24 protein-coding genes are annotated in these 22316 nt (G+C 58.4%); 14 read left to right on the top strand and 10 right to left on the bottom strand.

All coding sequences use genetic code 11. From position 1 onward, the window contains the following. Nucleotides 1-122 precede the first annotated feature (122 nt). The 12 genes from trkA (at nt 123) to RTU96_RS00650 (ending at nt 11652) form a co-directional block, all read left to right on the top strand. The gene (trkA, locus tag RTU96_RS00705) at nt 123-1481 is read left to right on the top strand and encodes a Trk system potassium transporter TrkA (protein WP_294852649.1); all 1359 of its coding nucleotides are present in this window, start codon (nt 123-125) and stop codon (nt 1479-1481) included. A 28-nt stretch (nt 1482-1509) separates the two neighbouring features. After that, nucleotides 1510-2952 carry a TrkH family potassium uptake protein gene (locus tag RTU96_RS00700; protein ID WP_312634351.1) on the top strand — a complete coding sequence of 481 codons (1443 nt, stop codon included), beginning with the start codon at nt 1510-1512 and terminating at the stop codon, nt 2950-2952. Nucleotides 2953-3121: 169 nt separating this feature from the next. Next, nucleotides 3122-4405 (top strand): dihydroorotase, encoded by a 1284-nt coding sequence (locus RTU96_RS00695; protein ID WP_312634350.1) that lies wholly within the window; start codon nt 3122-3124, stop codon nt 4403-4405. Then, nucleotides 4402-5139, top strand: a complete 738-nt coding sequence (locus tag RTU96_RS00690) for a dihydroorotate dehydrogenase electron transfer subunit (RefSeq protein ID WP_312634349.1) — start codon at nt 4402-4404, stop codon at nt 5137-5139. The genes RTU96_RS00695 and RTU96_RS00690 overlap by 4 nt, the downstream gene beginning before the upstream one ends. Further along, entirely contained in the window at nt 5133-6050 is a 918-nt protein-coding gene (locus RTU96_RS00685) for a dihydroorotate dehydrogenase (protein WP_312634347.1), read from the top strand. Before RTU96_RS00690 ends, RTU96_RS00685 begins: the two co-directional genes overlap by 7 nt. After that, the gene (gene pyrF / locus RTU96_RS00680) at nt 6043-6747 is read left to right on the top strand and encodes an orotidine-5'-phosphate decarboxylase (protein ID WP_312634345.1); all 705 of its coding nucleotides are present in this window, start codon (nt 6043-6045) and stop codon (nt 6745-6747) included. Before RTU96_RS00685 ends, pyrF begins: the two co-directional genes overlap by 8 nt. A 52-nt stretch (nt 6748-6799) precedes the next feature. Beyond that, entirely contained in the window at nt 6800-7438 is a 639-nt protein-coding gene (gene pyrE / locus RTU96_RS00675) for an orotate phosphoribosyltransferase (protein WP_397356174.1), read from the top strand. A 34-nt stretch (nt 7439-7472) separates the two neighbouring features. Next, nucleotides 7473-8399, top strand: a complete 927-nt coding sequence (pyrB, locus tag RTU96_RS00670) for an aspartate carbamoyltransferase (RefSeq protein ID WP_312634343.1) — start codon at nt 7473-7475, stop codon at nt 8397-8399. A 14-nt stretch (nt 8400-8413) separates the two neighbouring features. Beyond that, nucleotides 8414-8839, top strand: coding sequence for an aspartate carbamoyltransferase regulatory subunit (locus tag RTU96_RS00665; protein ID WP_293008712.1), 426 nt, complete (start codon nt 8414-8416; stop codon nt 8837-8839). A 35-nt stretch (nt 8840-8874) separates the two neighbouring features. Beyond that, nucleotides 8875-9966 (top strand): DMT family transporter, encoded by a 1092-nt coding sequence (locus tag RTU96_RS00660; protein ID WP_312634341.1) that lies wholly within the window; start codon nt 8875-8877, stop codon nt 9964-9966. A gap of 114 nt (nt 9967-10080) precedes the next feature. After that, on the top strand, nt 10081-11115 hold the full coding sequence (locus RTU96_RS00655; protein ID WP_312634340.1) for a DMT family transporter: 1035 nt from the start codon (nt 10081-10083) through the stop codon (nt 11113-11115). Nucleotides 11116-11142: 27 nt separating this feature from the next. Beyond that, nucleotides 11143-11652, top strand: a complete 510-nt coding sequence (locus RTU96_RS00650) for a GreA/GreB family elongation factor (RefSeq protein ID WP_312634339.1) — start codon at nt 11143-11145, stop codon at nt 11650-11652. Between the two features lie 154 nt (nt 11653-11806). On the opposite strand, the gene RTU96_RS00645 is transcribed toward RTU96_RS00650, so the two are convergent. Further along, nucleotides 11807-12112 carry a hypothetical protein gene (locus RTU96_RS00645; protein WP_312634338.1) on the bottom strand — a complete coding sequence of 102 codons (306 nt, stop codon included), beginning with the start codon at nt 12110-12112 and terminating at the stop codon, nt 11807-11809. A 10-nt stretch (nt 12113-12122) separates the two neighbouring features. Beyond that, a complete protein-coding gene (locus RTU96_RS00640) occupies nt 12123-12641 on the bottom strand; it encodes a shikimate kinase (protein WP_312634337.1) in 519 nt (172 codons plus the stop codon). A gap of 312 nt (nt 12642-12953) precedes the next feature. On the opposite strand from RTU96_RS00640, the gene RTU96_RS00635 reads away from it, so the two are divergent. Together RTU96_RS00635 and RTU96_RS00630 are read left to right on the top strand one after the other, a co-directional pair. Then, nucleotides 12954-13679 carry a GntR family transcriptional regulator gene (locus tag RTU96_RS00635; protein WP_312634336.1) on the top strand — a complete coding sequence of 242 codons (726 nt, stop codon included), beginning with the start codon at nt 12954-12956 and terminating at the stop codon, nt 13677-13679. 257 nt (nt 13680-13936) lie between these two features. Beyond that, the gene (locus tag RTU96_RS00630; protein ID WP_312634335.1) at nt 13937-15448 is read left to right on the top strand and encodes an IMP dehydrogenase; all 1512 of its coding nucleotides are present in this window, start codon (nt 13937-13939) and stop codon (nt 15446-15448) included. Between the two features lie 148 nt (nt 15449-15596). Here RTU96_RS00630 and trxA read toward each other — a convergent pair whose 3' ends face one another. The 8 genes from trxA to rpe all read right to left on the bottom strand — a co-directional run bounded on the left by trxA (nt 15597) and on the right by rpe (nt 22269). After that, nucleotides 15597-15914 carry a thioredoxin gene (gene trxA / locus RTU96_RS00625; RefSeq protein ID WP_312634334.1) on the bottom strand — a complete coding sequence of 106 codons (318 nt, stop codon included), beginning with the start codon at nt 15912-15914 and terminating at the stop codon, nt 15597-15599. A 45-nt stretch (nt 15915-15959) separates the two neighbouring features. Then, complete coding sequence (locus tag RTU96_RS00620) at nt 15960-16778, bottom strand: FAD-dependent oxidoreductase (protein ID WP_312634332.1); 819 nt, start codon at nt 16776-16778, stop codon at nt 15960-15962. Further along, complete coding sequence (locus tag RTU96_RS00615) at nt 16768-17055, bottom strand: metalloregulator ArsR/SmtB family transcription factor (RefSeq protein WP_312634331.1); 288 nt, start codon at nt 17053-17055, stop codon at nt 16768-16770. The genes RTU96_RS00620 and RTU96_RS00615 overlap by 11 nt, the downstream gene beginning before the upstream one ends. A 330-nt stretch (nt 17056-17385) precedes the next feature. After that, nucleotides 17386-18828 carry a cysteine--tRNA ligase gene (cysS, locus tag RTU96_RS00610; RefSeq protein ID WP_312634329.1) on the bottom strand — a complete coding sequence of 481 codons (1443 nt, stop codon included), beginning with the start codon at nt 18826-18828 and terminating at the stop codon, nt 17386-17388. A gap of 3 nt (nt 18829-18831) precedes the next feature. After that, entirely contained in the window at nt 18832-19488 is a 657-nt protein-coding gene (gene epsC / locus RTU96_RS00605) for a serine O-acetyltransferase EpsC (RefSeq protein ID WP_312634328.1), read from the bottom strand. A 501-nt stretch (nt 19489-19989) separates the two neighbouring features. Next, nucleotides 19990-20889 carry a GTPase Era gene (gene era, locus RTU96_RS00600; RefSeq protein ID WP_312634327.1) on the bottom strand — a complete coding sequence of 300 codons (900 nt, stop codon included), beginning with the start codon at nt 20887-20889 and terminating at the stop codon, nt 19990-19992. 80 nt (nt 20890-20969) lie between these two features. Continuing rightward, the gene (gene recR / locus RTU96_RS00595; RefSeq protein ID WP_312634325.1) at nt 20970-21569 is read right to left on the bottom strand and encodes a recombination mediator RecR; all 600 of its coding nucleotides are present in this window, start codon (nt 21567-21569) and stop codon (nt 20970-20972) included. A gap of 55 nt (nt 21570-21624) precedes the next feature. Next, a complete protein-coding gene (gene rpe, locus RTU96_RS00590) occupies nt 21625-22269 on the bottom strand; it encodes a ribulose-phosphate 3-epimerase (RefSeq protein WP_312634324.1) in 645 nt (214 codons plus the stop codon). Between the last annotated feature and the right edge of the window lie 47 nt (nt 22270-22316).

Raw genomic sequence — 22316 nt, 5'->3', positions numbered from 1 at the left:
GTCAAAAATAACATTTGCTTTTACGGAAATATTCACTATAATGTCAGTGATGGAATCGCGTGAAGATTTCTTAACGGCGCGTGCCGTATAACAACAACTGTGAAATTTGAGGTTCGTAAGCTATGAAAATCATCATCGTGGGCGCCGGAAAAGTCGGGCTGGCGCTGGCGCAGAGTCTTTCCCGGGAACACAGCGTTACCGTGATCGACCAAAATCCCCGGCTTGTGGAGCACACTGTCAACGTCTACGACGTGATGGGCGTATGCGGCAACGGCGCCAGCGCCGAAGTGTTAAAAGAAGCGGACGCGGGGCGGACCGAGCTGCTCATCGCCACCGCCCCCAGCGACGAGCTGAACATTCTGATTTGTCTGGTGGCAAAGTATCTGGGCGTGGAATACACCATCGCCCGCATCCGCCACCCGGAATACGGAGAGCAGCTTCGCTATATGCGAAGCACTTTGGGTCTGTCCATGGCCATCAATCCCGAGCGGGCCACCGCCCGGGAGATTGCCCGCGTCCTGCGCTATCCCAACGCCATGAAGGTGGAGTCCTTTTCCAAGGGGCGGCTGGAGCTGGTGGAATACCGTCTGGACCCCGGCAGCACGCTGGATGGCATGCGCCTGAGCAGCTTGCAGAAAAGCCTGAAGGCAAAGGTTTTGATTTGCGCGGTGGCCCGCAACGAGGAGACGATCATTCCCTCCGGCGATTTTGTCCTTCAGGTGGGGGACACCATTTACATCACCGCCTCCGCCCACGAGCTGGAGCAGTTTTTCCGGCATCTGGGGGTGTTTAAAAGCAAGGCGTCTTCCGTGATGATCGTGGGCGCCAGCAAGCTGTGCTATTATCTGGGCGCGCAGCTTCTGGATATGGGGATGACCGTTAAAATTATCGAGCAGGACACGGAGCGCTCCACCCACATGAGCGAGCTGCTGCCCCGCGCGCTGGTCATTACCGGCGACGGCGCGGACAGCGAGCTGCTGCGGGAAGAGGGGTTGGATCAGACGGACGGCTTTGTGTCTATCACCGGCATGGACGAGGCCAACATCCTGATGTCCCTCAGCGTGGCCCGGCAGAATCCGAATTGCAAGGTCATTACGAAAATCAACCGTCAGCCTCTGGTGGATCTGGTGGCGGGCGCGGGACTGATCGGCAGCGTGGTATCCACCGGCTCCGTCACCACGGAGCTGATTTTGCAATATGTTTTGGCGATGCAAAACGCCTCCGGCGCGCAGATTAAAACGCTGCACCGCCTGATTGGCGGCAAGGTGGAGGCGCTGGAATTCGGCATTCATCCCGATTCCCCCCTCATCGGCGTGCCTCTGCGGGAATTGAAGCTCCGCCCCGGCGTTCTGCTGGCGGGCATTGTGCGGCAAAGCGGAAAAATCGTCATTCCCTCCGGCTCCGACGCCATTAACGCCGGGGACGACGTGATTGTGGTTGCCACAAGCACCCTGCACGACATCCGCGACATTTTGCGCTGAGAAGGACGGCAATCCATTGAATAGAAGAATGATTTGTAACATCCTCGGCAAAATTCTGCTGGTGGAGGCGGCGCTTTTGGCGTTGCCCTTGCTGGTTGCAATGGCGTACGGGGAGGCGGCGAAGCCCTTTTTAATCCCCATGGCGGCTCTGGTCCTCTGCGGCATTCCGCTGAGTCTTATCCCTACCCGGTCCAAGGCGCTTTATGCAAGAGACGGTTTGGCGATTGTGGCGATGGCGTGGATTCTGATGTCCCTGTTCGGCGCGCTGCCCTTTTATCTTTCCCACTCCATGCCCTCTTTTATAGACAGTTTTTTTGAAACCGTCTCCGGCTTCACTACCACCGGCGCAAGTATTTTAAAAAACGTGGAGCTTTTGAGTCAGGGTATGCTGTTCTGGCGTAGCTTTACCCACTGGGTGGGCGGCATGGGCGTGCTGGTGTTCGTCATGGCCATTCTGCCCACCACCGACGGGCATGAAATGCACATCCTGCGGGCGGAGGTTCCCGGCCCTGTTGTGGGAAAGCTGGTAAGCCGTCTGGGAGACACCGCGAAAATTCTTTACGGTATCTACCTTTTGATGACGGTGGTGGAGATTGTTCTGCTGCTGATGGGCGGGATGTCGGCGTTTGATGCGTGTATCAACGCCTTTGGAACCGCCGGAACCGGCGGCTTCAGTTCCAAAATCCTCAGCATAGGTGCGTATAACAGCCCCTATTTCGATATGGTCATCGGCATTTTTATGCTGCTGTTCGGCGTAAATTTCAATCTCTATTACTTCCTGATTATGGGCAGGGCGCGGGAGGCCCTGCGCTCCGAGGAACTGCGAACCTATCTTGCCATTGTGGCGGTTTCTACCGTCACCATTGCGTGGAATATTTCTCACCTGTTCTCCTCTTTTGCAACGGCGCTGCGCTACGCCTTCTTTCAGGTGTCCTCCGTCATCACCACCACGGGCTACGCCACCACAGACTTCAACCTCTGGCCCACCTACTCCAAGGTGGTGCTGGTTCTTTTGATGTTTGCGGGGGCCTGTGCAGGATCCACGGGCGGCGGCATCAAAATTGCCCGTCTGGTGATTTTCTTTAAGACAGCTCTCAGCGACATGCGTCAGATGTTGCATCCCAACGCCGTGGCCACCGTCCGGGTTGAGGATCGAGCAGTCAGCGGCAAGGTTTTGCGGGGTACTCACGTCTTTCTGGTGGTTTATATGCTGCTAATGGGTACGTCCACTCTGCTGATCGGGCTGGACGGGTTTGACCTTGTCACCACCTTTACCGCCGTCGTCTCGTGCATCAACAACATTGGTCCTGGCCTTGGCGACGTTGGCCCCATGGGGAATTTCTCGGAATTTTCCCCCATATCCAAGCTGATTTTGTGCTTTGATATGTTGGCGGGACGGCTGGAGCTGTTTCCCATGTTGCTGCTGGGCCCGTCCCTCTGGCAAGGGCACAGACGCAGCCTGCTGCGATAAATCTAAATTGGAGCGGGGGCGCAACGCGCCCCCCCTTTGCCGCCGGAATGGGGAAAAGATACAAAGCGCTTTCCCATTCCGGCGTTTGTTTTTTGATATCCGCCATTGACAAGCTTTTCGGATTCGGGTAGAATGCATGGTTAGAATATGTGATCCGAGGAGGTATACCATGGGCTTTCTGCTGACTGGCGGCAGCGTATTTTCAAACGGCTCTTTTCATACGGCGGACGTTGCCGTGGAGAACGGCCGTATTGTTTCCGTTTCCCCCTCTCTCCCCCGTGATAATCAGTCGGTTATTAAATTGGATGGTCTTTTTATTGTTCCAGGTTTCGTCGATGTGCATGTACATCTTCGGGAGCCTGGTTTTTCTTATAACGAGACGATTTCGTCCGGCACGGCGGCGGCCGCTGCCGGGGGCTACACCGCGGTGTGCCCCATGCCAAACCTGAGGCCGGTGCCGGACAGCTTGGAAACGCTTCAGCCGGAACTTGATATCATCGCCCGGGACGCGAAGGTGCATGTCTATCCCTACGGGGCCGTCACCGCCGGGGAGCAGGGGGTGTTCCTCTCCGACATGGAGGGCATGGCCCCCCACGTCATCGGCTTTTCCGACGATGGGCGGGGCGTACAGTCCGACGAGATGATGCGCACCGCCATGAAAACGGCAAAGGCGCTGAACCGGCCCATTGTGGCCCACTGCGAGGTAGACGGATTGCTGATCCCCGGCGGCTGCATCCACGACGGGGCCTTTGCAAGGGCCCACGGATTGCCCGGCATCTCGTCGGAGAGCGAGTGGCGGCAGGTGGAGCGGGACATCGGGCTGGTGCGGGAAACCGGGTGCCGGTATCATGTCTGCCATATCTCCACCAAAGAAAGCGTGGACCTTATCCGTCAGGCAAAAGCCGAAGGCCTGCCCGTCACCTGCGAGACGGGACCTCACTATCTGGTGCTGTGCGAGGACGAGTTGCAGGACGAAGGGCGGTTTAAAATGAACCCGCCCCTGCGCGCCGCCCGGGACCGGGACGCGCTTTTGGAGGGTCTTTCGGACGGAACCATCGACTGCATCGCAACCGACCACGCCCCCCACTCCGTTGAAGAAAAATCCAAGGGCCTGCGTCGCAGCGCCTTTGGCATCGTAGGGCTGGAAACGGCGTTCCCAGTTTTATACACCCAGCTTGTCCGCACGGGGCTTGTTTCTCTTGAACTGCTGGTGGACCGTCTGTGCCTCCGCCCCCGACGGATTTTCGGCTTGAGCGGCGGGGAAATCGCTCCCGGCGCGCCCGCCGACCTGACGGTGCTGGACCTGAACCGCCCCCACCGCATCGACAGCAATGCGTTCCGCACTCTGGGCCGGGCCACCCCCTTCGACGGGTGGCTGGTGTCCGCCGCGGTGGCGGCCACCGTCTGTGACGGAGAGCTGGTCTACACTGATTTTCAACGGGAGGACATATGAAACAATCTCTCTTTACCGTGGAGCACACCCGCCAACTCACGGACGAGACCTATGAAATGGTCCTCTCCGGAGACACCTCCGCCATCACCGCACCGGGACAGTTTGTAAACATTGCCCTGCCGGGAAAATCCCTGCGCCGCCCCATCTCCGTGGCCAACTGGGACAAGGGCGCGCTTTTGCTGCTGATCCGTGTGGTGGGCGACGGGACTCGGGAGCTAGTGCGCTCCGTGCCGGGGACGGAGCTGGACACCCTCTCCGGCCTTGGCAACGGATTTGACCTTGAGAACTGTCCGAAAAATCCAATTTTGATTGGCGGCGGCGTGGGCGCGGCCCCGCTGTTCGGCCTTGCCGGGCGGCTGCTGGAACGGGGAATCAGCCCCACGGTGGCGCTGGGTTTCCGCACCGGGAAGGACGCGTTTTACCTCAAGGAATTTGCGGGCCTCGGCTGCCGCCTTTTTATCTCCACGGAAGACGGAAGCCTTGGCACAAAGGGCTTTGTCACCGATCTGACCCGCACGGCAGCGGATTGCACCACCGTCTTTGTCTGCGGCCCCACGCCAATGCTGAAGGCCGTCTGGTCCCTACCGGGGCTGACGGACGGGCAGTATAGCTTTGAAGCCCGAATGGCCTGTGGTTTTGGGGCCTGCATGGGCTGCACCATCGAAACAGCGAATGGCCCACGCCGGGTCTGCAAAGAAGGCCCCGTGTTCCGGAAGGAGGAGCTGGTATGGTAGATTTACGCGTAAAGCTGGGAGATGTGACGCTGAAAAACCCTGTCATCCCCGCCTCCGGCACCTTTGGCTACGGACGGGAATTTGCCGAGGTTTACGATCTGAATATTCTGGGCAGCTTTTCCTTTAAAGGCACTACTGCGAATCCCCGATTTGGCAACTCTCAGCCCCGCATTGCGGAGACGGCAAGCGGAATGCTCAACGCCGTGGGATTGCAAAATCCGGGCATTGACGCGGTGCTTACAGAGGAATTGCCCCATATCTCAAAAATCTTTCAAGGCCCGGTCATCGCCAACATCGGCGGCGAAACCGTGGAGGAATACGCGGAGAACTGCCGGAAATTAAACGCCTGTCCGCAGGTCGCCATCATTGAGGTAAACGTCTCCTGTCCCAACGTCCACGCAGGTGGGAAAAACTTCGGCTCCAACCCCGCCGCCGCCGCGGAGGTGACGGCGGCGGTAAAAGCCGCCACGGACAAGCCGGTGTTCATCAAGCTCTCCCCCAACGTGACGGACATTGCCCAGATTGCCCAGGCCTGTGCTGATGCGGGGGCGGACGGCCTGTGTCTCATCAACACTTTGCTTGGCATGCGCATCGACCTGCACACAAAGCGTCCCCTGCTTGCAAACCGCACCGGGGGCCTGTCTGGCCCCGCCGTGTTCCCGGTGGCGCTGCGGATGGTGTGGGACGTGTACGAGGCCACAAACCTGCCCATCATCGGCTGCGGCGGGGTAGGCTCCGCCGAGGACGTGTGCGAAATGCTGCTGGCGGGGGCTTCCGCCGTGGAAATCGGCGCGGCAAACCTGAAAAATCCCGCCGTCTGCAAGACGATTATTGAAAAACTGCCCGCCGTGTGCGAGCGGCTGGGCATGACGGAAATCTCACAACTGACAGGAGGCGCACATTATGCATAAGGACATCATTATCGCTCTGGACTTTCCCTCGGGCGCGGAGGCTCTGGCGTTTTTGGATCGCTTTCCCGCTAGGGAGAAGCCCTATGTAAAAATCGGCATGGAACTGTTTTACGCCGAAGGGCCGGACATGGTCCGCGAAATCAAGGACCGGGGCCACAAAATCTTTCTGGACTTAAAGCTCCACGACATTCCCAACACTGTGAAGCGGGCCATGGGGGTCCTCAGCCGTCTGGACGTGGACATGGTGAACCTCCACGCTGCCGGCGCATCGGAAATGATGCGCGCCGCGCTGGAGGGGCTTACCCGCCCGGACGGAACCCGCCCCCTGTTGATTGCCGTGACCCAGCTTACCTCCACCGATCCCCAGACGCTGAAAAACGAGCTGCTGATTGACCTTTCCATGGAGGAGACGGTGCTCTCCTACGCCAAAAATGCCGCCGCGTCCGGCCTTGACGGCGTGGTGTGTTCTCCGCTGGAAGCGGCGGGCGTAAAGGCCGCCTGCGGCGAAAGCTTCCTCACCGTCACACCCGGCGTCCGCTTTGCGGACGGGGACGCTGGGGACCAAAAGCGCGTCATGACCCCCGAGCGGGCGGGAAATAGCGGCTGCGATTATCTGGTGATGGGCCGCCCCATCACGCAGGCGGAGGACCCCGTTGCGGCTTACCGCCGCGCGGTGCGGGAGTTTCTGGGAGACTAAGCAAGTTTTTTCGTCAGCATTTACCCATTAAATCATAAGGAGACTGAAGGATATGAATATGGAACACGAGATTGCCCACGATCTTTTATCCATCGGCGCGGTGTTTCTGCGGCCGGACGAGCCGTTCACATGGGCCAGCGGAATCCGCAGCCCCATTTACTGCGACAACCGCTTGACGCTCACCGCACCGGCGGTGCGTACCCATGTGGAGGAGGGGCTTGTCTCATTGATTCGGGAGCGGTTTCCCCAGGTCGAGGTGCTGATGGGCACCTCCACCGCAGGCATTGCCCACGCCGCCATTGTGGGCCATCTCATGGGCCTGCCCATGGGCTATGTCCGCTCCGGCCACAAGGACCACGGCCGGGGCAACCAGATCGAGGGCAAGCTGGAAAAAGGCGCGAAGGTCGTGGTGGTGGAAGACCTAATTTCCACCGGCGGAAGCTGCATTGAGGTGGTAGACGTTCTGCGGGAAGCCGGGGCGCAGGTGCTGGGCATCGCCTCCATCTTCACCTATGGCCTTCAAAAGGGCCTTGACCGGCTGGCATCTGCCGACGTGGTAAATTTCAGCCTGAGCAATTTCGACGCGGTATGTGAGGTGGCGGCGCAGGAGGGAAAAATCAAGTCCGAGGACATCCGCCGCCTGAAGCAGTTTCGCGCCAACCCCGGCGACGAGAGCTGGATGACAGTCTAATCCCCTTTGCGGTACACAGGAAAGGAGCATCTCCATGTCAAACCGAAACCTCATCGACATCACCGACCTGACCCCCGCCGAAATTGACGGCCTGATCGCCACGGCGGAGGACATGATTGACCATCCCGCAAAATACCAGGACCTCTGCGCCCACAAACAGCTTGCCACGTTGTTTTTCGAGCCTTCCACCCGCACGCGGCTGAGCTTTGAATCCGCCATGCTGGCCCTTGGCGGCAGCGTGCTGGGCTTTTCCGAAGCGTCGTCCTCCTCCACTGCCAAGGGCGAAACCGTGACCGACACCGTGCGCACAGTGAGCTGCTATGCCGATATCATCGCCATGCGCCACCCCAAGGAGGGCGCGCCCTTCGCCGCCGCGCAGCGCGCGGAGGTCCCCATTATCAACGCCGGAGACGGCGGCCACAACCACCCCACCCAAACCCTGACAGACCTTCTGACCATCCACCGGGAAAAGGGACGGCTGAACGATTTTACCATCGGTTTTTGCGGCGACTTAAAGTTTGGGCGCACGGTCCATTCTCTTGTGAACGCGCTTGCCCGGCAAAGCGGCATCCAGTTTGTGTTTATCTCTCCGGAAGAACTGAAGCTGCCGGGCTACCTGAAGGAAAACGTGCTGGAAAAGCAGGGCCTCTCCTATCGGGAGACGGACTCACTGGAAGACGCCATTCCAGACCTTGACATCCTGTACATGACCCGGGTGCAAAAGGAGCGGTTTTTCAACGAGGCGGACTATATCCGCCTGAAAGACACTTATGTTCTTGACCCTGAGAAGCTGGTTCCCGCAAAGAAGGATTTGTGTATTCTCCACCCTCTTCCCCGGGTGAATGAAATTGCCGTGGCAGTGGACGACGACCCCCGGGCCTGCTATTTCGGGCAGGTAAAAAACGGAAAGTTTATCCGCATGGCCCTGATTCTTTTGCTGCTGGGCCTGTGCGCAGAATGAAGGAGGGCTTGCCAGTGAATATCGACAGCATTCAAAACGGCGTGGTGCTGGACCACATTCAGGCCGGAAAATCCATGGACATCTACAAGTATCTGCATCTGAACCTGTTGGACTGCTCCGTGGCCATTATCAAAAACGTCCGCAGCGGGCGGATGGGCAAAAAGGACATTATTAAAATCGACTCTCCCATGGAAGTGGATTTGGACGTGCTGGGCTACATAGACTCCAACATCACCGTCAACGTCATTCGGGACGGTGTGCGGGTGGCGAAAAAGCATCTGGAGCTTCCCGCGCGGCTCACGAATATCATCCACTGCAAAAATCCCCGGTGCATCACGGCGGAGGAACCGCAGTTGGACTCCATTTTCCTTCTGAGCGACCGGGAAAAGCACGTTTACCGCTGCGCCTATTGTGACGCAGAAAAGAAGCGGAAGTTTTAAAACGACTTTACGCAAAAAGGGAGGGAGCATCGCGCATGGAACGGCAGTCTGACACAGCCTTGGCAGAAACCCCGGAAGCGCTTCCCCCTCCGTCGGGTGACATTTTAAATGCGCCTGACGCGCCCATTCCCGAATTGGGGGAGCGCTTGACGGAAGATTCCTCTCTATTGACGGACGCCTTGCGTTCGGACGCTCCGGGGGCGGACGGCCAACCGCCAGACGGGGCAAACAGTTCCACCCCGCGCCTGACGCCCCGGCTGGCTGTAGGCCTGATTCTGCTGCAAAGTCTGTTTTTTGGCTTTGGGGACCCCATCTCCAAAAACGCGTTCAGCGTGGTGCCGGTGTTTACCCTGCTTTTTGTGCGGTATCTGTTGGCGCTGCTTACGCTTTTTGTGTTTTCCGGGAGACGGATTGCGGAGGGACTGCGCCGCTGCCGTGTCCGGGACTGGATTGGTTCGGCCCTGTGCATTGCCCTGGCAAGCGTGGTGGGCAATGTGGCCATTACCCTCTCCGCAGCCACCAGTGTTGCATTTCTCCGGTCCCTTTCCACGGTGATGACGCCCCTTCTGGCGCTGGCGCTGCTGCGCCGGAAATACTCCCGCAGACACATTCCCATTCAGCTTTTCGTGGTGGCAGGACTGTATCTTCTGTGCGGACGGGGCGGTCTGAGCGGTTTTGGCCTGGGGGAGGTGTTGTCCCTGCTGACGGCTTTGCTTTTGTCAGGCACTTTGGTGCTGGGGCAAAAATCCTTGTGTCAGGTGGACCCGCTGACCCTCTCCGCTGTCCAAACCGCCACAGCGGCAGTGCTGGCGGGAGCCTGCACCTTCTTTCTTGAAGGGGGCTTGTCCTCTCTCTCCGCCGCCACGCCCGGGGTGTGGGGCGTGGTGCTCTATCTGGCGATTCCCTGTACGGTGGGCGGCTTCTTGCTGCAAAACGCGGCCCTGACCGCCGTTTCCGCCCGGACGGTTTCTCTGGTGCAGAGTATCTGCCCGGTGACAACGGCGCTGTTCTCTTTTCTTCTTTTGGGAGAGCGACTTAGTCCCGCAGGGCTGTTGGGGGCAGGCGTCATTGTCGCCTGTGTGGCCACCGAGAGCCTCCTCCCCGAGGATGGGCCTTGCAATCCATAATCAAATGCGTTAGAATCGAAGATACCGCGCGGCTTCCCGCAACAACGGGAAGCCGCGCTTTTCAGGTCCCTCAGCGCGATCACGCCGGGGCTCCATGTATTGAGAGGTACTTTCATGACGGAAAAGCAACGCGCCCTGCGGGGCACTCTGTGCTCCGCAGTCGGCGGCGTTTTCTGGGGCGTTTCCGGTGCCTGCGGGCAATATCTGTTTGAAACCTTTGGCGTGCCGTCCATTTGGCTGGTGTGCGTGCGAACGCTGATGGGCGGCGGAATCTTGACGCTGCTGATCTTGCCCAGATATGGGCGGGATCTGCTGGCGCTGGTTCGCCAACCCCGGGAACTTGCAAAGCTGGCAGTCTTCGGCCTGTTTGGCCTGCTGATGTGCCAGTATGCCTACCTGACTGCCATCGGGTACAGCAACGCGGGCACCACCACGGTGCTGCAAACTCTAAGCCTTGTGCTGGTCATGCTCATCACCTGCGCCCATACCCGGACGCTGCCCAGCGGCATCCAAATTGCGGCTCTGCTGCTGGCCCTAGCAGGAACCTTCATTCTGGCCACCGGCGGCAACCCCGGGCAGATGTCTCTTTCCGTGAGGGGGCTTTTCTGGGGCCTGCTCACCGCTGTGGCGGCGACGACTTATACCCTACTTCCCCGTGTGCTGGTGCGGCGCTGGGGGCAGTTGATGGTCACCGGAGCGGGTATGGTGATTGGCGGCGTGTTCATCAATCTCACAGCCCGGAGCTGGCGCTATTCCGTGAATCTGCCCTGGCAGGGCTGGCTGGCGGTGGCTGGCGCGGTGATTTTGGGTTCCACTTTGGCGTTCCCCATGTTTATGCAGGGCATTTCCGACATCGGGCCCGTGAAGTCCTCCATGCTGGCGGCCACAGAGCCGGTGTCTGCCACGGTCTGCTCCGCCCTGTGGCTGCGCACGGCCTTTTCTCCCGCGGACCTAATCGGCTTTCTCCTGATTCTCGCCACCATCTTCCTTCTGGCACGGGAGGACAGAGCGGCGGGCAGCGCCCCGACCGACAACGTGGTAGACCTCTCTCCCGAAGCCGACACGGCGGAAAAGGCCCCCGCCGGAGCCGACGGAAGCGGCACATATGAGGCCCTTCCGGCAAGCGTTGGGCAAAAGCAGGACCTGTAACCTGAAAATCGCGCTTGGGAGGGTTTTATGTACGACGAGCTGACAGAAGTTGACATCCGAAAAATGGAGGAAGAAATTTCTTACCGCACAGCCGTGCTGCGTCCAAAGCTGATTGAGGACGTGCAAGTTGCACGGGGCTTCGGAGACCTCAGCGAAAATTTCGAGTACAAATGCGCCAAGCGGGACAAAAACCGCAACGACAGCCGCATTCGCTACCTTCAGAAAATGATTCAAACGGCAAAAATTATTCAGCCTGACACCGTCGGCACGGCAGACGGGGCGGGCTTATTTGACACGGTGGTCATCGTTCCCGCCCCCACGGGCGTACCCCAGACCATCCGCATCGTCACCACATTGCGTCAGGACGCGCTAAAGGGCCTGATCAGCAAGGAATCCCCTGTTGCAAGAGCGGTGCTGGGCCATGGGGCCGGAGAGGTTGTCCATGTGGATCTGGGCGAGGGGCGGGGGTATGAGCTGACCATCCAGTCGGTAGAAAAAGGCACGGACGACCCGTCCCTTGACATCAGCGGCTACTAAAGCGCTTTGCGGCCCAAGCACGGTATCCCAAATTACAAACCCCCGGCTCTTGACGAGCCGGGGGCTTTTTTTATCATGCCGCGTTCACGGTGAGCCGCAGCGCTTTTTGAAAACAGCGGTACTTCCCATCGCCTGCGGCGCTTTGCACAGTCAGCTATCCGGAATATGCGACGCAAACCGCCAGCGTGACAATCCACGCCGCAGCCAGCCCGAGCGTCACCAGAGACAGCCGCTTTTCCTTCGGCGTAAGCTCAGAATAAGCGCTTGATGTCCCGCCCGCAGTTCTGAATGCCGGAAACAGCAGCGGCACAAATATCATCGCCGCCGAGTATCCCGCAAGCAAAAACACGGAAAGCCTGAAGTACGGAAGGGGAAGAACTCCCAGCAGGCACAGGCCGTTCCAAACAACGGCGACAGCCAACAAGCTCAGCATGGCCGCTCTTTTTGTTTTGATATTCATAGAACCCTCCTCAGCTTTTCAAACTCAGGCCCACGGTGCGCATCACTTGCTCCACCTGATGGGCGGTGGCGTCCTCGCCTTCCCGGCTGGCCACGATCATGTCGGCATATTTGGCGTACAGCGGTTCCCGCTCCCGGTAAATCTCCCGGATGGTCATATCTCTGGGCGCGGCGATGCCCCGGTCCCACAAATCCTCCGGCATCCGGCCTTCAATTTCCCGCAAAGGCGTTTCCAGCCAGATGCCGACGCCGTTTTCCAGCAAATGCTCCATGGCATTGTGGGAGAGCACCATGCTGCCGCCGGTGGCGATCACCGTGCTGTCAAGGTTCAGGCTTTCGCCAACCTTCCCTTCCAGCACCACAAAGTCGTCCACACCCATCTTCATCAGCAATTCCTTCAGGGTCTTTCCGGTCCGCTCGTTAATCACGTCGTCCACATCTAAAAATGTATACCCCAGGCGCTCCGCCAGGGCCCTGCCCACGGCGCTCTTGCCCGTGCCGGGCATACCGATTAAAATCAGATTCTTCACAAGCTCCTCCTTAAAAATGCTCTCCCTGCGCTCTTAAACCCGCCGGAAAGCCTCAGTCCATCCGCATATGGCAGCCGCCAAATAAGGCGGCGCAGCGTCCGACAACTGCCATTATAATAATTCTGCGGACAAATGTCCACCAGTAATTTACACAAAAATCAGTTTTTCAGGGACCTTCTCTCTGCGTAAAAGCCCGAGGACGAAATCTGTGGATTTTGTCAGTTGCGACAAACCGAAAAGGCGGCTATAATGGGGTCAGCTTATGAGGTATTACCTGCTATGATAGATTTCATCGATAATGAGGTGCGTATTATGAGCGATCAGCTACCCCGGTCCAAAACCATTCGCACACAGCTTCTCGCCGCCATGCGGGACGGCGCCTATGCCAATTGCGACCGTCTTCCCCGGGAGAGCGCGCTGGCAGAGAGCATGAGCATCAGCCGCACCCAACTGCGGGATGTGCTGGCTTCTTTGGAACGGGAGGGCTTTATCACCCGCCGCCACGGCGTAGGTACCGTCATCAACCGCCACGTTTTAGACATTCAGACCCGCATGGACATTGAGCTGGAATTTCTGGACATGATTCGCCAGAGTGGACGCAAGCCCGCCGTGGCCTTTGTCCGGGTGGAGGACGATGAGGCAGATGCGGATGTGGCGCGCAAGCTCCATATCCCGGCCAACGCGCCGGTGATTCGCATTTCCCGGCTGTGCACCGCCGACGGCAAGCCTGCTATCTATTGCGAGGATATCATTGAAAAGGCGCTTGTGAACGGCACCTACACCGCCCGGGATCTCAAGTTTCCCATTTTTCATTTTCTCGGTCAGTTCTGCGATGTGACCCCCTATTTGGACCTAACCGACGTGCGGCCCGGACTGGCGGATGTGGCGCTTTCCGAAATTTTTGGTCTTCCCGTGGGCGCGCCTCTTCTGCGCATGGATGAGGTGGACTACGACATTGACGGGAAGCCGGTATTTTTCTCCCGCCAGTATTTTACGGACGGAATTTTCAACCTGACCGTCATGCGCAAAAAGCTGTGACAAATGCTTCCCTGATATAAGGTTGAGAAAAGGCGCGGGAATCCCCGCGTCTTTTTGTATGAAAAAGCGGCCACTGTTTGTTATCAGAGCTGCGACAAGCGCATTTTTTCAGACTTTTTTTCCATACCCGTTGCTTTTTCCCCGGGACGTGGTATTCTAGAGAACAAGAAAAATTGGACTGAGGGCTTATTTCCCGGCTTCTGCCGAGTGTGCGCCGTCCGTTTCCCTCCAACATACACAACGAAAGAGGTGGCCTTATGGCATATTATTTCAACGAACCCTCCCACACCTTCAGCGAGTACCTGCTGGTGCCGGGCTACTCCTCCGTGGAGTGCATTCCCGCCAATGTGTCCCTGAAAACACCCCTTGTGAAATTTCGCCGAGGGGAGGAGCCTGCTCTCTCCGCCAACGTCCCCATGGTTTCCGCCGTAATGCAGGCCGTCTCCGGGGATGAGATGGGCATTGCCCTTGCCCGGGAAGGCGGCGTTGCCTTCATCTACGTGTCCCAGCCCATCGACCGGCAGGCCGAGATGATCCGCCGAGTAAAGGGCCACAAGGCGGGCTTTGTGGTCAGCGACTCCAACCTTCGACCCGACAGCACACTTTCCGACGTGCTGGCCCTGAAAGAAAAAACGGGCCACTCCACCATGGCCGTGACCGAGGATGGCAGCGGCACCGGCCGACTCTTGGGCCTTGTCACCAGCCGGGATTATCGCGTCAGCCGCATGGACGGCACGGAGAAGGTATCCTCCTTTATGACCCCCATGGAAAAACTGGTCTTCGCCCCGGAGGGCACCAGCCTGAAGGAGGCCAACAACCTGATCTGGGACCACAAGCTCAACGCCCTCCCCATTGTCTCCAAGAACGGGTCCTTGGTGGCCTTTGTGTTCCGCAAGGATTACGACACCCATAAGGACAATCCTCTGGAGCTGCTGGACGGGCAAAAGCGTTATGTGGTGGGCGCAGGCATCAACACCCGCGACTATGAGGAGCGGATTCCCGCGCTGGTGGAGGCCGGAGCGGACGTGCTGGTCATGGACTCGTCTGAGGGCTTTTCCGAATGGCAGAAGCGCTGCCTTGTCTGGGCCCGTGAAAAATACGGCGACAGCGTGAAAATCGGCGCGGGCAACGTGGTGGACGGCGAGGGCTTTCGCTTTCTGGCGGACGCCGGAGCTGACTTCGTAAAGGTCGGCATCGGCGGCGGCTCCATCTGCATCACCCGGGAAACCAAGGGCATCGGTCGGGGACAGGCCACGGCAGTGATCGACGTGGCGGCGGAACGGGACCGATATTTTGAAGAAACCGGAATTTACGTTCCCATCTGCGCCGACGGCGGCGTTGTGCAAGACTATCACATCACGCTGGCGTTGGCCATGGGCGCGGACTTCTGCATGCTGGGACGGTACTTCTCCCGGTTTGACGAAAGCCCCACTGCGAAAACGCTGGTGGGCGGCAGCTATATGAAGGAGTATTGGGGCGAGGGCAGCGCCCGCGCCCGGAACTGGGAACGGTATGATTTGGGCGGCGACAAAAAGCTCAGCTTTGAAGAGGGCGTGGATTCCTACGTGCCCTACGCAGGCGCTCTGGCGGACGGCATTTCCACCACCCTTGCCAAAATCCGTTCCACCATGTGCAACTGCGGTGCGCTGAGCATCCCCGCGCTGCGGGAGAAGGCCAAGCTGACGCTGGTGTCCTCCGTCTCCATTGTGGAGGGCGGCGCACACGACGTACTGCTGAAAGACACCACCAACTCTGCAAACCGGAATTAAGCAGCTCGTTTCAGATCACCGCGGGCTTGATGTAATTCTCTCCCGGCGAAACAGTCGATAAAGTATCTCACAAAAGCCAAGAACAGAGGCGCTCCGCAGACAAATGTCTGCGGAGCGCCTCTTAAGTTCTTTTTCGGGCCCGCTAAAATTACAGGCTTTCGTCCAGCACGGCGGTGAACGCCGCCTCGGGCATCACGCCCACCTTGCGGTCAAATTCCTCCCCGTTTTTCAAAAACACCAGCGTGGGAATGGACATGACCCCAAACCGTTGAGCCAGTTCCGGCTCCTGGTCAATATTGACCTTGGCCACCAAAGCCTTGCCGTCATAATCGGCGGCAATTTTCTCCACCGTGGGCCCCACCATTTTGCAGGGGCCGCACCAATCCGCCCAGAAATCCACCATCGCCAGAGGGGCTGCTTCGATTGTCTTGTCAAATTCCGTGTTGTTCAAATGCACCAATGCCATTTTTCAAATCTCCTTTTTCTTTATTTTATCTTCCGTTGGTTTTCTTTATTCTTTCCGCACCAGCGCGGCCACATACGCCGCCGCGCTTTGCCCGGCGATCAGACCCTCGCCCGCGGCCTTTGCCGCCTGAAGGGGCGTTCCCGTGCAGTCTCCCGCCGCAAACACACCGGGTAGAGACGTTGCCATGCGGCGATCCACCTGCACATAGCCGTTTTCCACCGTAAGGCCGGGAAACAAATCCGTGGGCGCCAGCGCGGGCCGCAGGATGAACACGCAGGCCACCTCCGCCGTCTCACCGCCGCAAATCACCTTTTCCACCTTGCCTTCGCCGGTAATTTCGCAGTCTTTGGGTTTCTCGAAGTAATGCACCTCGCAGCCAATACCTTTTAAAAACTCCGCCTCGTGCCGGGCCGATTGGCTGTATCCCAGCACCGCTACAGGCTTGTTCCGGTAGAGCATCCCGTCGCAGGTGGCGCAATAGCTTACGCCCCGTCCCAAAAATTCTTCCTCGCCGGGAAATTTCTTTCCCCGGGCAACGCCCGCCGCCAGCACCACGGCCTTGGCCTCCTGCACATCGCTGCCCACGCTGACATACCACGCGTCGGACATGTTCATGGCGGACAGTGCCTTGCCTTCGGTAAATTCCACCCCGTCGGTCTCCGCGTGCTTTTGCATGGCGAGAAGCAGCTCCTCCCCGGTGACGCCGGGGAGCCCCGGATAATTTTCCACCCGCTCGGATTTCCACAGAGGATTTTCCTCCACCGGGTTGGAGATCACCAGCACACTTTTCCCCCGCGCCCGGACGTTGATTGCCGCGCTCAGCCCCGCCGGGCCGCCGCCGATTACCAACACATCACAGGACATAGTTTGAAACCTCCTCCTGAAACAACGCCGCCACCAGCCGGGCAACATCCGGCGAAGCGGCTCTGTAATACACTTCGTTTCCACTGCGCTCTGCCGCCACAACCCCGGCGGCCTTCAGCTTTTGCAAATGCTGAGAAATGCAGGACTGGCTCACGCCTGTTCCCCGCTCCATGCAGCCCACGTTGCGGCAGCCGGTGTTCAACAGGGAGTGGACAATTTTCAGCCGCGTGGGATTGGCCAACGCCTTTAAAAGCTCCGCCTGATCTTCATAGTCCATTTCCGGTTCTCACCCGTCCTTTCTCTAAGGCTTTGTCCAAAGCCGACTTTTTCGCCTTAATTTATTTACTCATTTTTGTTTTATTAGAATATCCTAATATATGCATATCTTCAGTAGTATTTGCAACAAATAAGAAAAATATTTTTAAAAAAGGGCCGGACGTATAGCGTCCGGCCCTTAGTTTTTTTAAGGCATGGTTCACGCGGCCTATTCTCCGCAATTTCCAGACCCGTCTCCCGGCGAGATAAACTGCTCTGCCCGAAAGGCACCGGTTGGAGCGATTGGAATACTGGTCCGCTCACCCGTCTGGACACACATTCCCTCAGCGGTTTACGCCCGCTTCCACACCGCACCGCCGGGCACGTCGGTGATCTCCACACCCTTGGCGTTCAGCTCGTCACGGATGCGGTCCGCCTCGCCAAAGTTTTTGGCCTTCTTGGCTTCGGCGCGCCGGATCACCAGCGCATCAATCTCCGGGTCTCCCTCGCCCTGCACGGTGAATCCGCCCTGATTGGAGCTGACGGACTTTGCATCCTGCTCCCGCTTTTTCGCCGCCCGGTCCAGCAGTCCCAAACTTAAAACCCCGTCGAACTCCTCAAAAAGGGCCAGCTTCGTCCCATCGGAGATATCCGCTTTCAGTACATCGTACAGCGCGGTCACGCCCAAAGACGTGTTCAAATCGTTATCCATAGCGGCCCTGAACTTTGCCCGCAGAGCGTCCGCAGTCTCGCTGCTCTCCGCCGGGCCGTCCTTCAAGGCGGCAATCCGGGCAATCAGCTTGCCATAGGCAGTTTTCGCATTGTCCAGATTCTCATAGGAGAACACCAGCGCCTTGCGGTAGTGGGACTGGAGACAGAAGAAACGATAGTCCATGGGGTCGTAGCCCTTCTCCTCCAGCAGGGAAACCGTGAGAAACTCCCCCTTAGACTTGCTCATTTTTCCGCCACTGGTGTTTAGGTGCAGAACGTGGAACCAATAATTGCACCAATGGTGGCCCAGATATGCCTCGGACTGGGCAACCTCGTTGGTGTGGTGGGGGAAGGCGTTGTCGATCCCGCCGCAGTGAATGTCCAGATCCTCACCCAGATGCTTCATGGAGATACCGGAGCACTCAATGTGCCAGCCGGGATAGCCCACGCCCCAGGGAGAGTCCCACTTCAAGGCTTGATCCTCAAATTTGGACTTGGTGAACCAGAGAACAAAGTCGTTTTTATTGCGCTTGTTGGAGTCCTCCTCCACGCCTTCCCGCACGCCCACGGCCAAATCCTCCGCGTCGTGGTCGTTGAACAGGTAATAATGCTCCAGCTTGGAGGTGTCGAAATACACGTTGCCACCGGCCTGATAGGCGTGGCCGTTTTCCATCAGGCGGGTGATGATTGTGATATATTCATCAATACATCGGGTGGCAGGCTCCACAATGTCGGGCCGCTTGATGTTCAGCTTGCGGCAGTCATCGAAAAACGCATCGGTGTAAAACTGGGCGATTTCCAGCACAGACTTGTGCTCCCTCTGGGCGCCCTTGAGCATTTTATCCTCGCCGGTATCCGCATCGCTGGTGAGGTGCCCCACGTCGGTGATATTCATAACACGCTTGACGTTATAGCCCACGTAGCGCAGGTACTTTTCCAGCACGTCCTCCATGATATAGCTACGCAGGTTTCCGATGTGGGCAAAATGGTAGACCGTGGGACCGCAGGTATACATCTTCACGATATCCGGGTGGTTGGGCTTAAATTCTTCTTTTCTATGGGTGGCAGAGTTGTAGAGATACATGGCTCAGGCCGTCCTTTCCTTGATGGTTTTCAACTGCTGTTCCAGCGCGTCTATCCGCTGGAACAGGGCAAGCAGCTCTTCCTGCACGGGGTCGCACATATCGCTGATCTGGTCCACATCCTCGGCGAAGCTGGCCACCGGCTTTTGCCCGCTGACCCGCACCACCTGCGCCGGAACGCCCACGGCGGTGGAATTGGGCGGAACCTCGCTGAGCACCACTGCTCCCGCCGCGATGCGGGAATGGTCCCCCACGGTGAAGGGGCCAAGAACCTTGGCCCCGGAGCCCACCATCACGTTGTTTCCGATGGTGGGGTGGCGCTTTCCCTTATCCTTCCCCGTCCCGCCCAGCGTCACGCACTGGTAGAGCAGGCAATCGTCCCCCACCTCGGCAGTTTCTCCGATGACGATGCCCATGCCATGGTCAATGACCAGACGGCGGCCGATTTTTGCGCCGGGGTGGATTTCAATGCCGGTCCAAAAGCGGCTCCACTGGGAGACGCACCGGGCAAGAAACATCATGTTTCTTTGAAAAAAGAAATGGGCGATCCGGTGATAAATCGTGGCATGGACGCCGGGATAGAGCAAAAAAACTTCCAGCTTGCTGCGGGCGGCGGGGTCCCGGCTCTGATATGCGCCCAACAATTCTGACAAACGGGTCATATTCAAGACTCCTTTTCAATCTCAATAATAAAATATGCCGGGGAAGTCAAACCCGGACATCGACAAACAAGCATCCGCATACAGCACTCCTTTTAAATGAAAAAGCGCCCCTCGTACCTCAAAGAGGTACAAGAGGCGTCGGCGACGCGGTTCCACTCTTGCAAATACTCGTGCCGGCCCAGCAGCCGGACAGCCCGATAACGGCGGCTTCACCGGAGGGGATTAACCTCACGCTCCCGGACGCACTTCACACTTCCCTCCGCAGACGCGCTTTCAGCCGGTGGCGCGCCCTCTCTGCCCTTTGGGAAAATGCTACTCTTTCCGTTCCTCGCGTTCTTATTATATTAGCAGGCTTTGCAATTCGTGTCAAGAGGGTGCAAACGAAGCGGCGCAAAGGGACAAATTTCCCACGTACACACCGCCCTCCCGGGTCGTGCGTCACACGGCGCACAAAAGCGGGGCGCACATTTTCCGTGCGCCCCGCTGATAGGTGTCTTCGTCTCAATTGTCCCGATAGCCCAGATTCCGCACATAGCCCAGGTTGTCCCGCCAGTTTTCCTTCACCTTGACCCAGGTCTGAAGATAGACCTTTGTCCCCATGAAGCGCTCCATATCGTGGCGGGCCATGCTGCTGATTTTTTTCAGCATGGCGCCCTGCTTACCGATGATAATGCCCTTGTGGCTGGACTTCTCGCAGTAAATCGTGGCGTCCACCTCGATCACCTCGTCGTCCCGCTCGGAAAATTTGGAAATCTCCACGGCGGTGCCATGGGGAATCTCCTTATCAAGGCACAAAAGCAGCTTCTCCCGCAAAATTTCTCCCATCACCTGCCGCTCCGGCTGGTCGGAGGTCTGCCCGTCCGGGAAAAGCTGAGGCCCTTCCTTGACGTATTTGTTCATCTCGCCCAGCAGGTCATCCAGTCCGTCCTTCCGGTGGGCGGAGATGGGGATGATGGCGGCAAAGCCGTCCCACACCTCATTGTACGCCGCAATGACCGGCAGCAGCTCGTCGGGCTTCACAGTGTCCGTCTTATTGATGCACAGAATCGTGGGGATGTTTTCCTCCCGCACCCGGGCAATCAGCGCCAATTCCGGCGCGCCCACGTGGGCGATGGGCTCCACCAGCAGCAATGCGCAGTCAACGTCGGAAAGGCTGGAGGTGACAATTTTCACCATATAGTCCCCCAGCGCGGACTTGGGCTTGTGCAGACCCGGCGTGTCCATCAGGACAAACTGGATTTCTCCCCGGTTCACCACGCCGCAGATGCGGTTGCGGGTGGTCTGGGCCTTGTTGGACACGATGGCGACTTTTTCGCCCACCAGCGCGTTGGTCAGGCTGGATTTTCCCACGTTGGGCCGTCCGCAGACGGTAACCATGGCGGTTCTTTTGATTTCGGGCATAGATGATCCTCAACTTTCTTCGTTTGAGCAATTATTTGTATGGGCCGGACGGACCGGCCCCGGTTTTCTTTTTCCTGTCTTTATATCTCCCGACGGCCCTCCAGGGCGCGGGAAAGCGTGGCGTCGTCCGTAAATTCCAGATGGCCGCCCACAGGGATGCCGTAGGCCAGACGGGTCACCTTCACATCAAAGGGCTTTAAAAGCCGCGCAAGATACATAGCGGTGGCCTCCCCCTCCGTGTCCGGGTTGGTGGCCATAATGACCTCCTCGATGCCCCCCTTGGCCACCCGGTCCAGCAGGGGGCGGATGGCAAGGTCGTCCGGGCCTACATGGTTCATAGGTGACAGGACTCCGTGAAGCACATGATAGTGCCCTCCAAATTCCCGGGACCGCTCCAGCGCCGCCACATCCCGGGGGTCCGCCACCACGCAGATCACACTTCCGTCCCGCTTGGGCGAGGAGCAGATGGGGCACAGGCCCCCGGCAGTAAAATTCTGGCACACGGGACAGCAGGTGACGTGTTTTTTCGCGTCTATAATTGCACGCGAAAACTCCAGTGCCTCCTCCTCCGGCAGCCCCAGCACATAAAACGCCAGCCGCTGGGCGGACTTTCCGCCGATACCCGGCAGGCGGGCAAACTGCTCCACCAGCTTTTCCAGCGGCGCGGGAAAATATTCCATGGTCAGACCTCGCTTTTTAATTGATGGCGGCGGTGCGCCGATTCAGGGGCGCTTCTCAGCCCCGCAGAAGCTGAATGCGGGCGGCAATGTCCTCCGCACCGTATACCGCGCTGCCCGCCACCAGCACGTTTGCTCCCGCGTCAACGCAGGCACGGTAGGTATCGGGACCGATTCCCCCGTCCACCTCCAGCTCGCAGGCGGGATTGCGCTCGTTAATCAGAGCGCGGATGGCTCGGATCTTGTCCAATTGGTCGGTCATAAAGCTCTGACCGCCAAACCCTGGCTCCACGGTCATCACCAGAATCAGCTCTACCCGCTCAAGATAGGGCAGCACCGCCGAAACCGGGGTGGCAGGCTTAAGCACCACGCCCGCCCGCTTGCCCTTGGCGTGAATCACGTCGATGGCGGAGAGAAGGTTCTCCTCCGTATCCGCCTCCACATGGAGGGTGACAATGTCCGCCCCTGCGTCGCAGAACCGCCCGGCGTACCGTCCCGGCTGCACAATCATCAGGTGAACGTCCAGCGGCTGCTGCGTCACGGGCCGAATTGCCTTTACCACCGGCAGGCCGATGGAGATGTTTGGGACAAACACACCATCCATCACGTCCACATGCACATAGTCAGCGGTGGAAATTTTCCGAATGTCCCGCTCCAGGTTGGCAAAGTCAGCGGACAGGATAGACGGCGATATCTTTATCATTATAAGCCCTCTTTTCAATGAAAAATCAGCGCCCGCGCAATAGCCGG

It is taken from the genome of Oscillibacter sp., from assembly GCF_032018205.1.
Taxonomy (GTDB): domain Bacteria; phylum Bacillota; class Clostridia; order Oscillospirales; family Oscillospiraceae; genus Oscillibacter.
The sequence above is the reverse complement of the archived record's forward strand: the minus strand, read 5'-3'. Positions and strand labels throughout refer to the sequence as shown.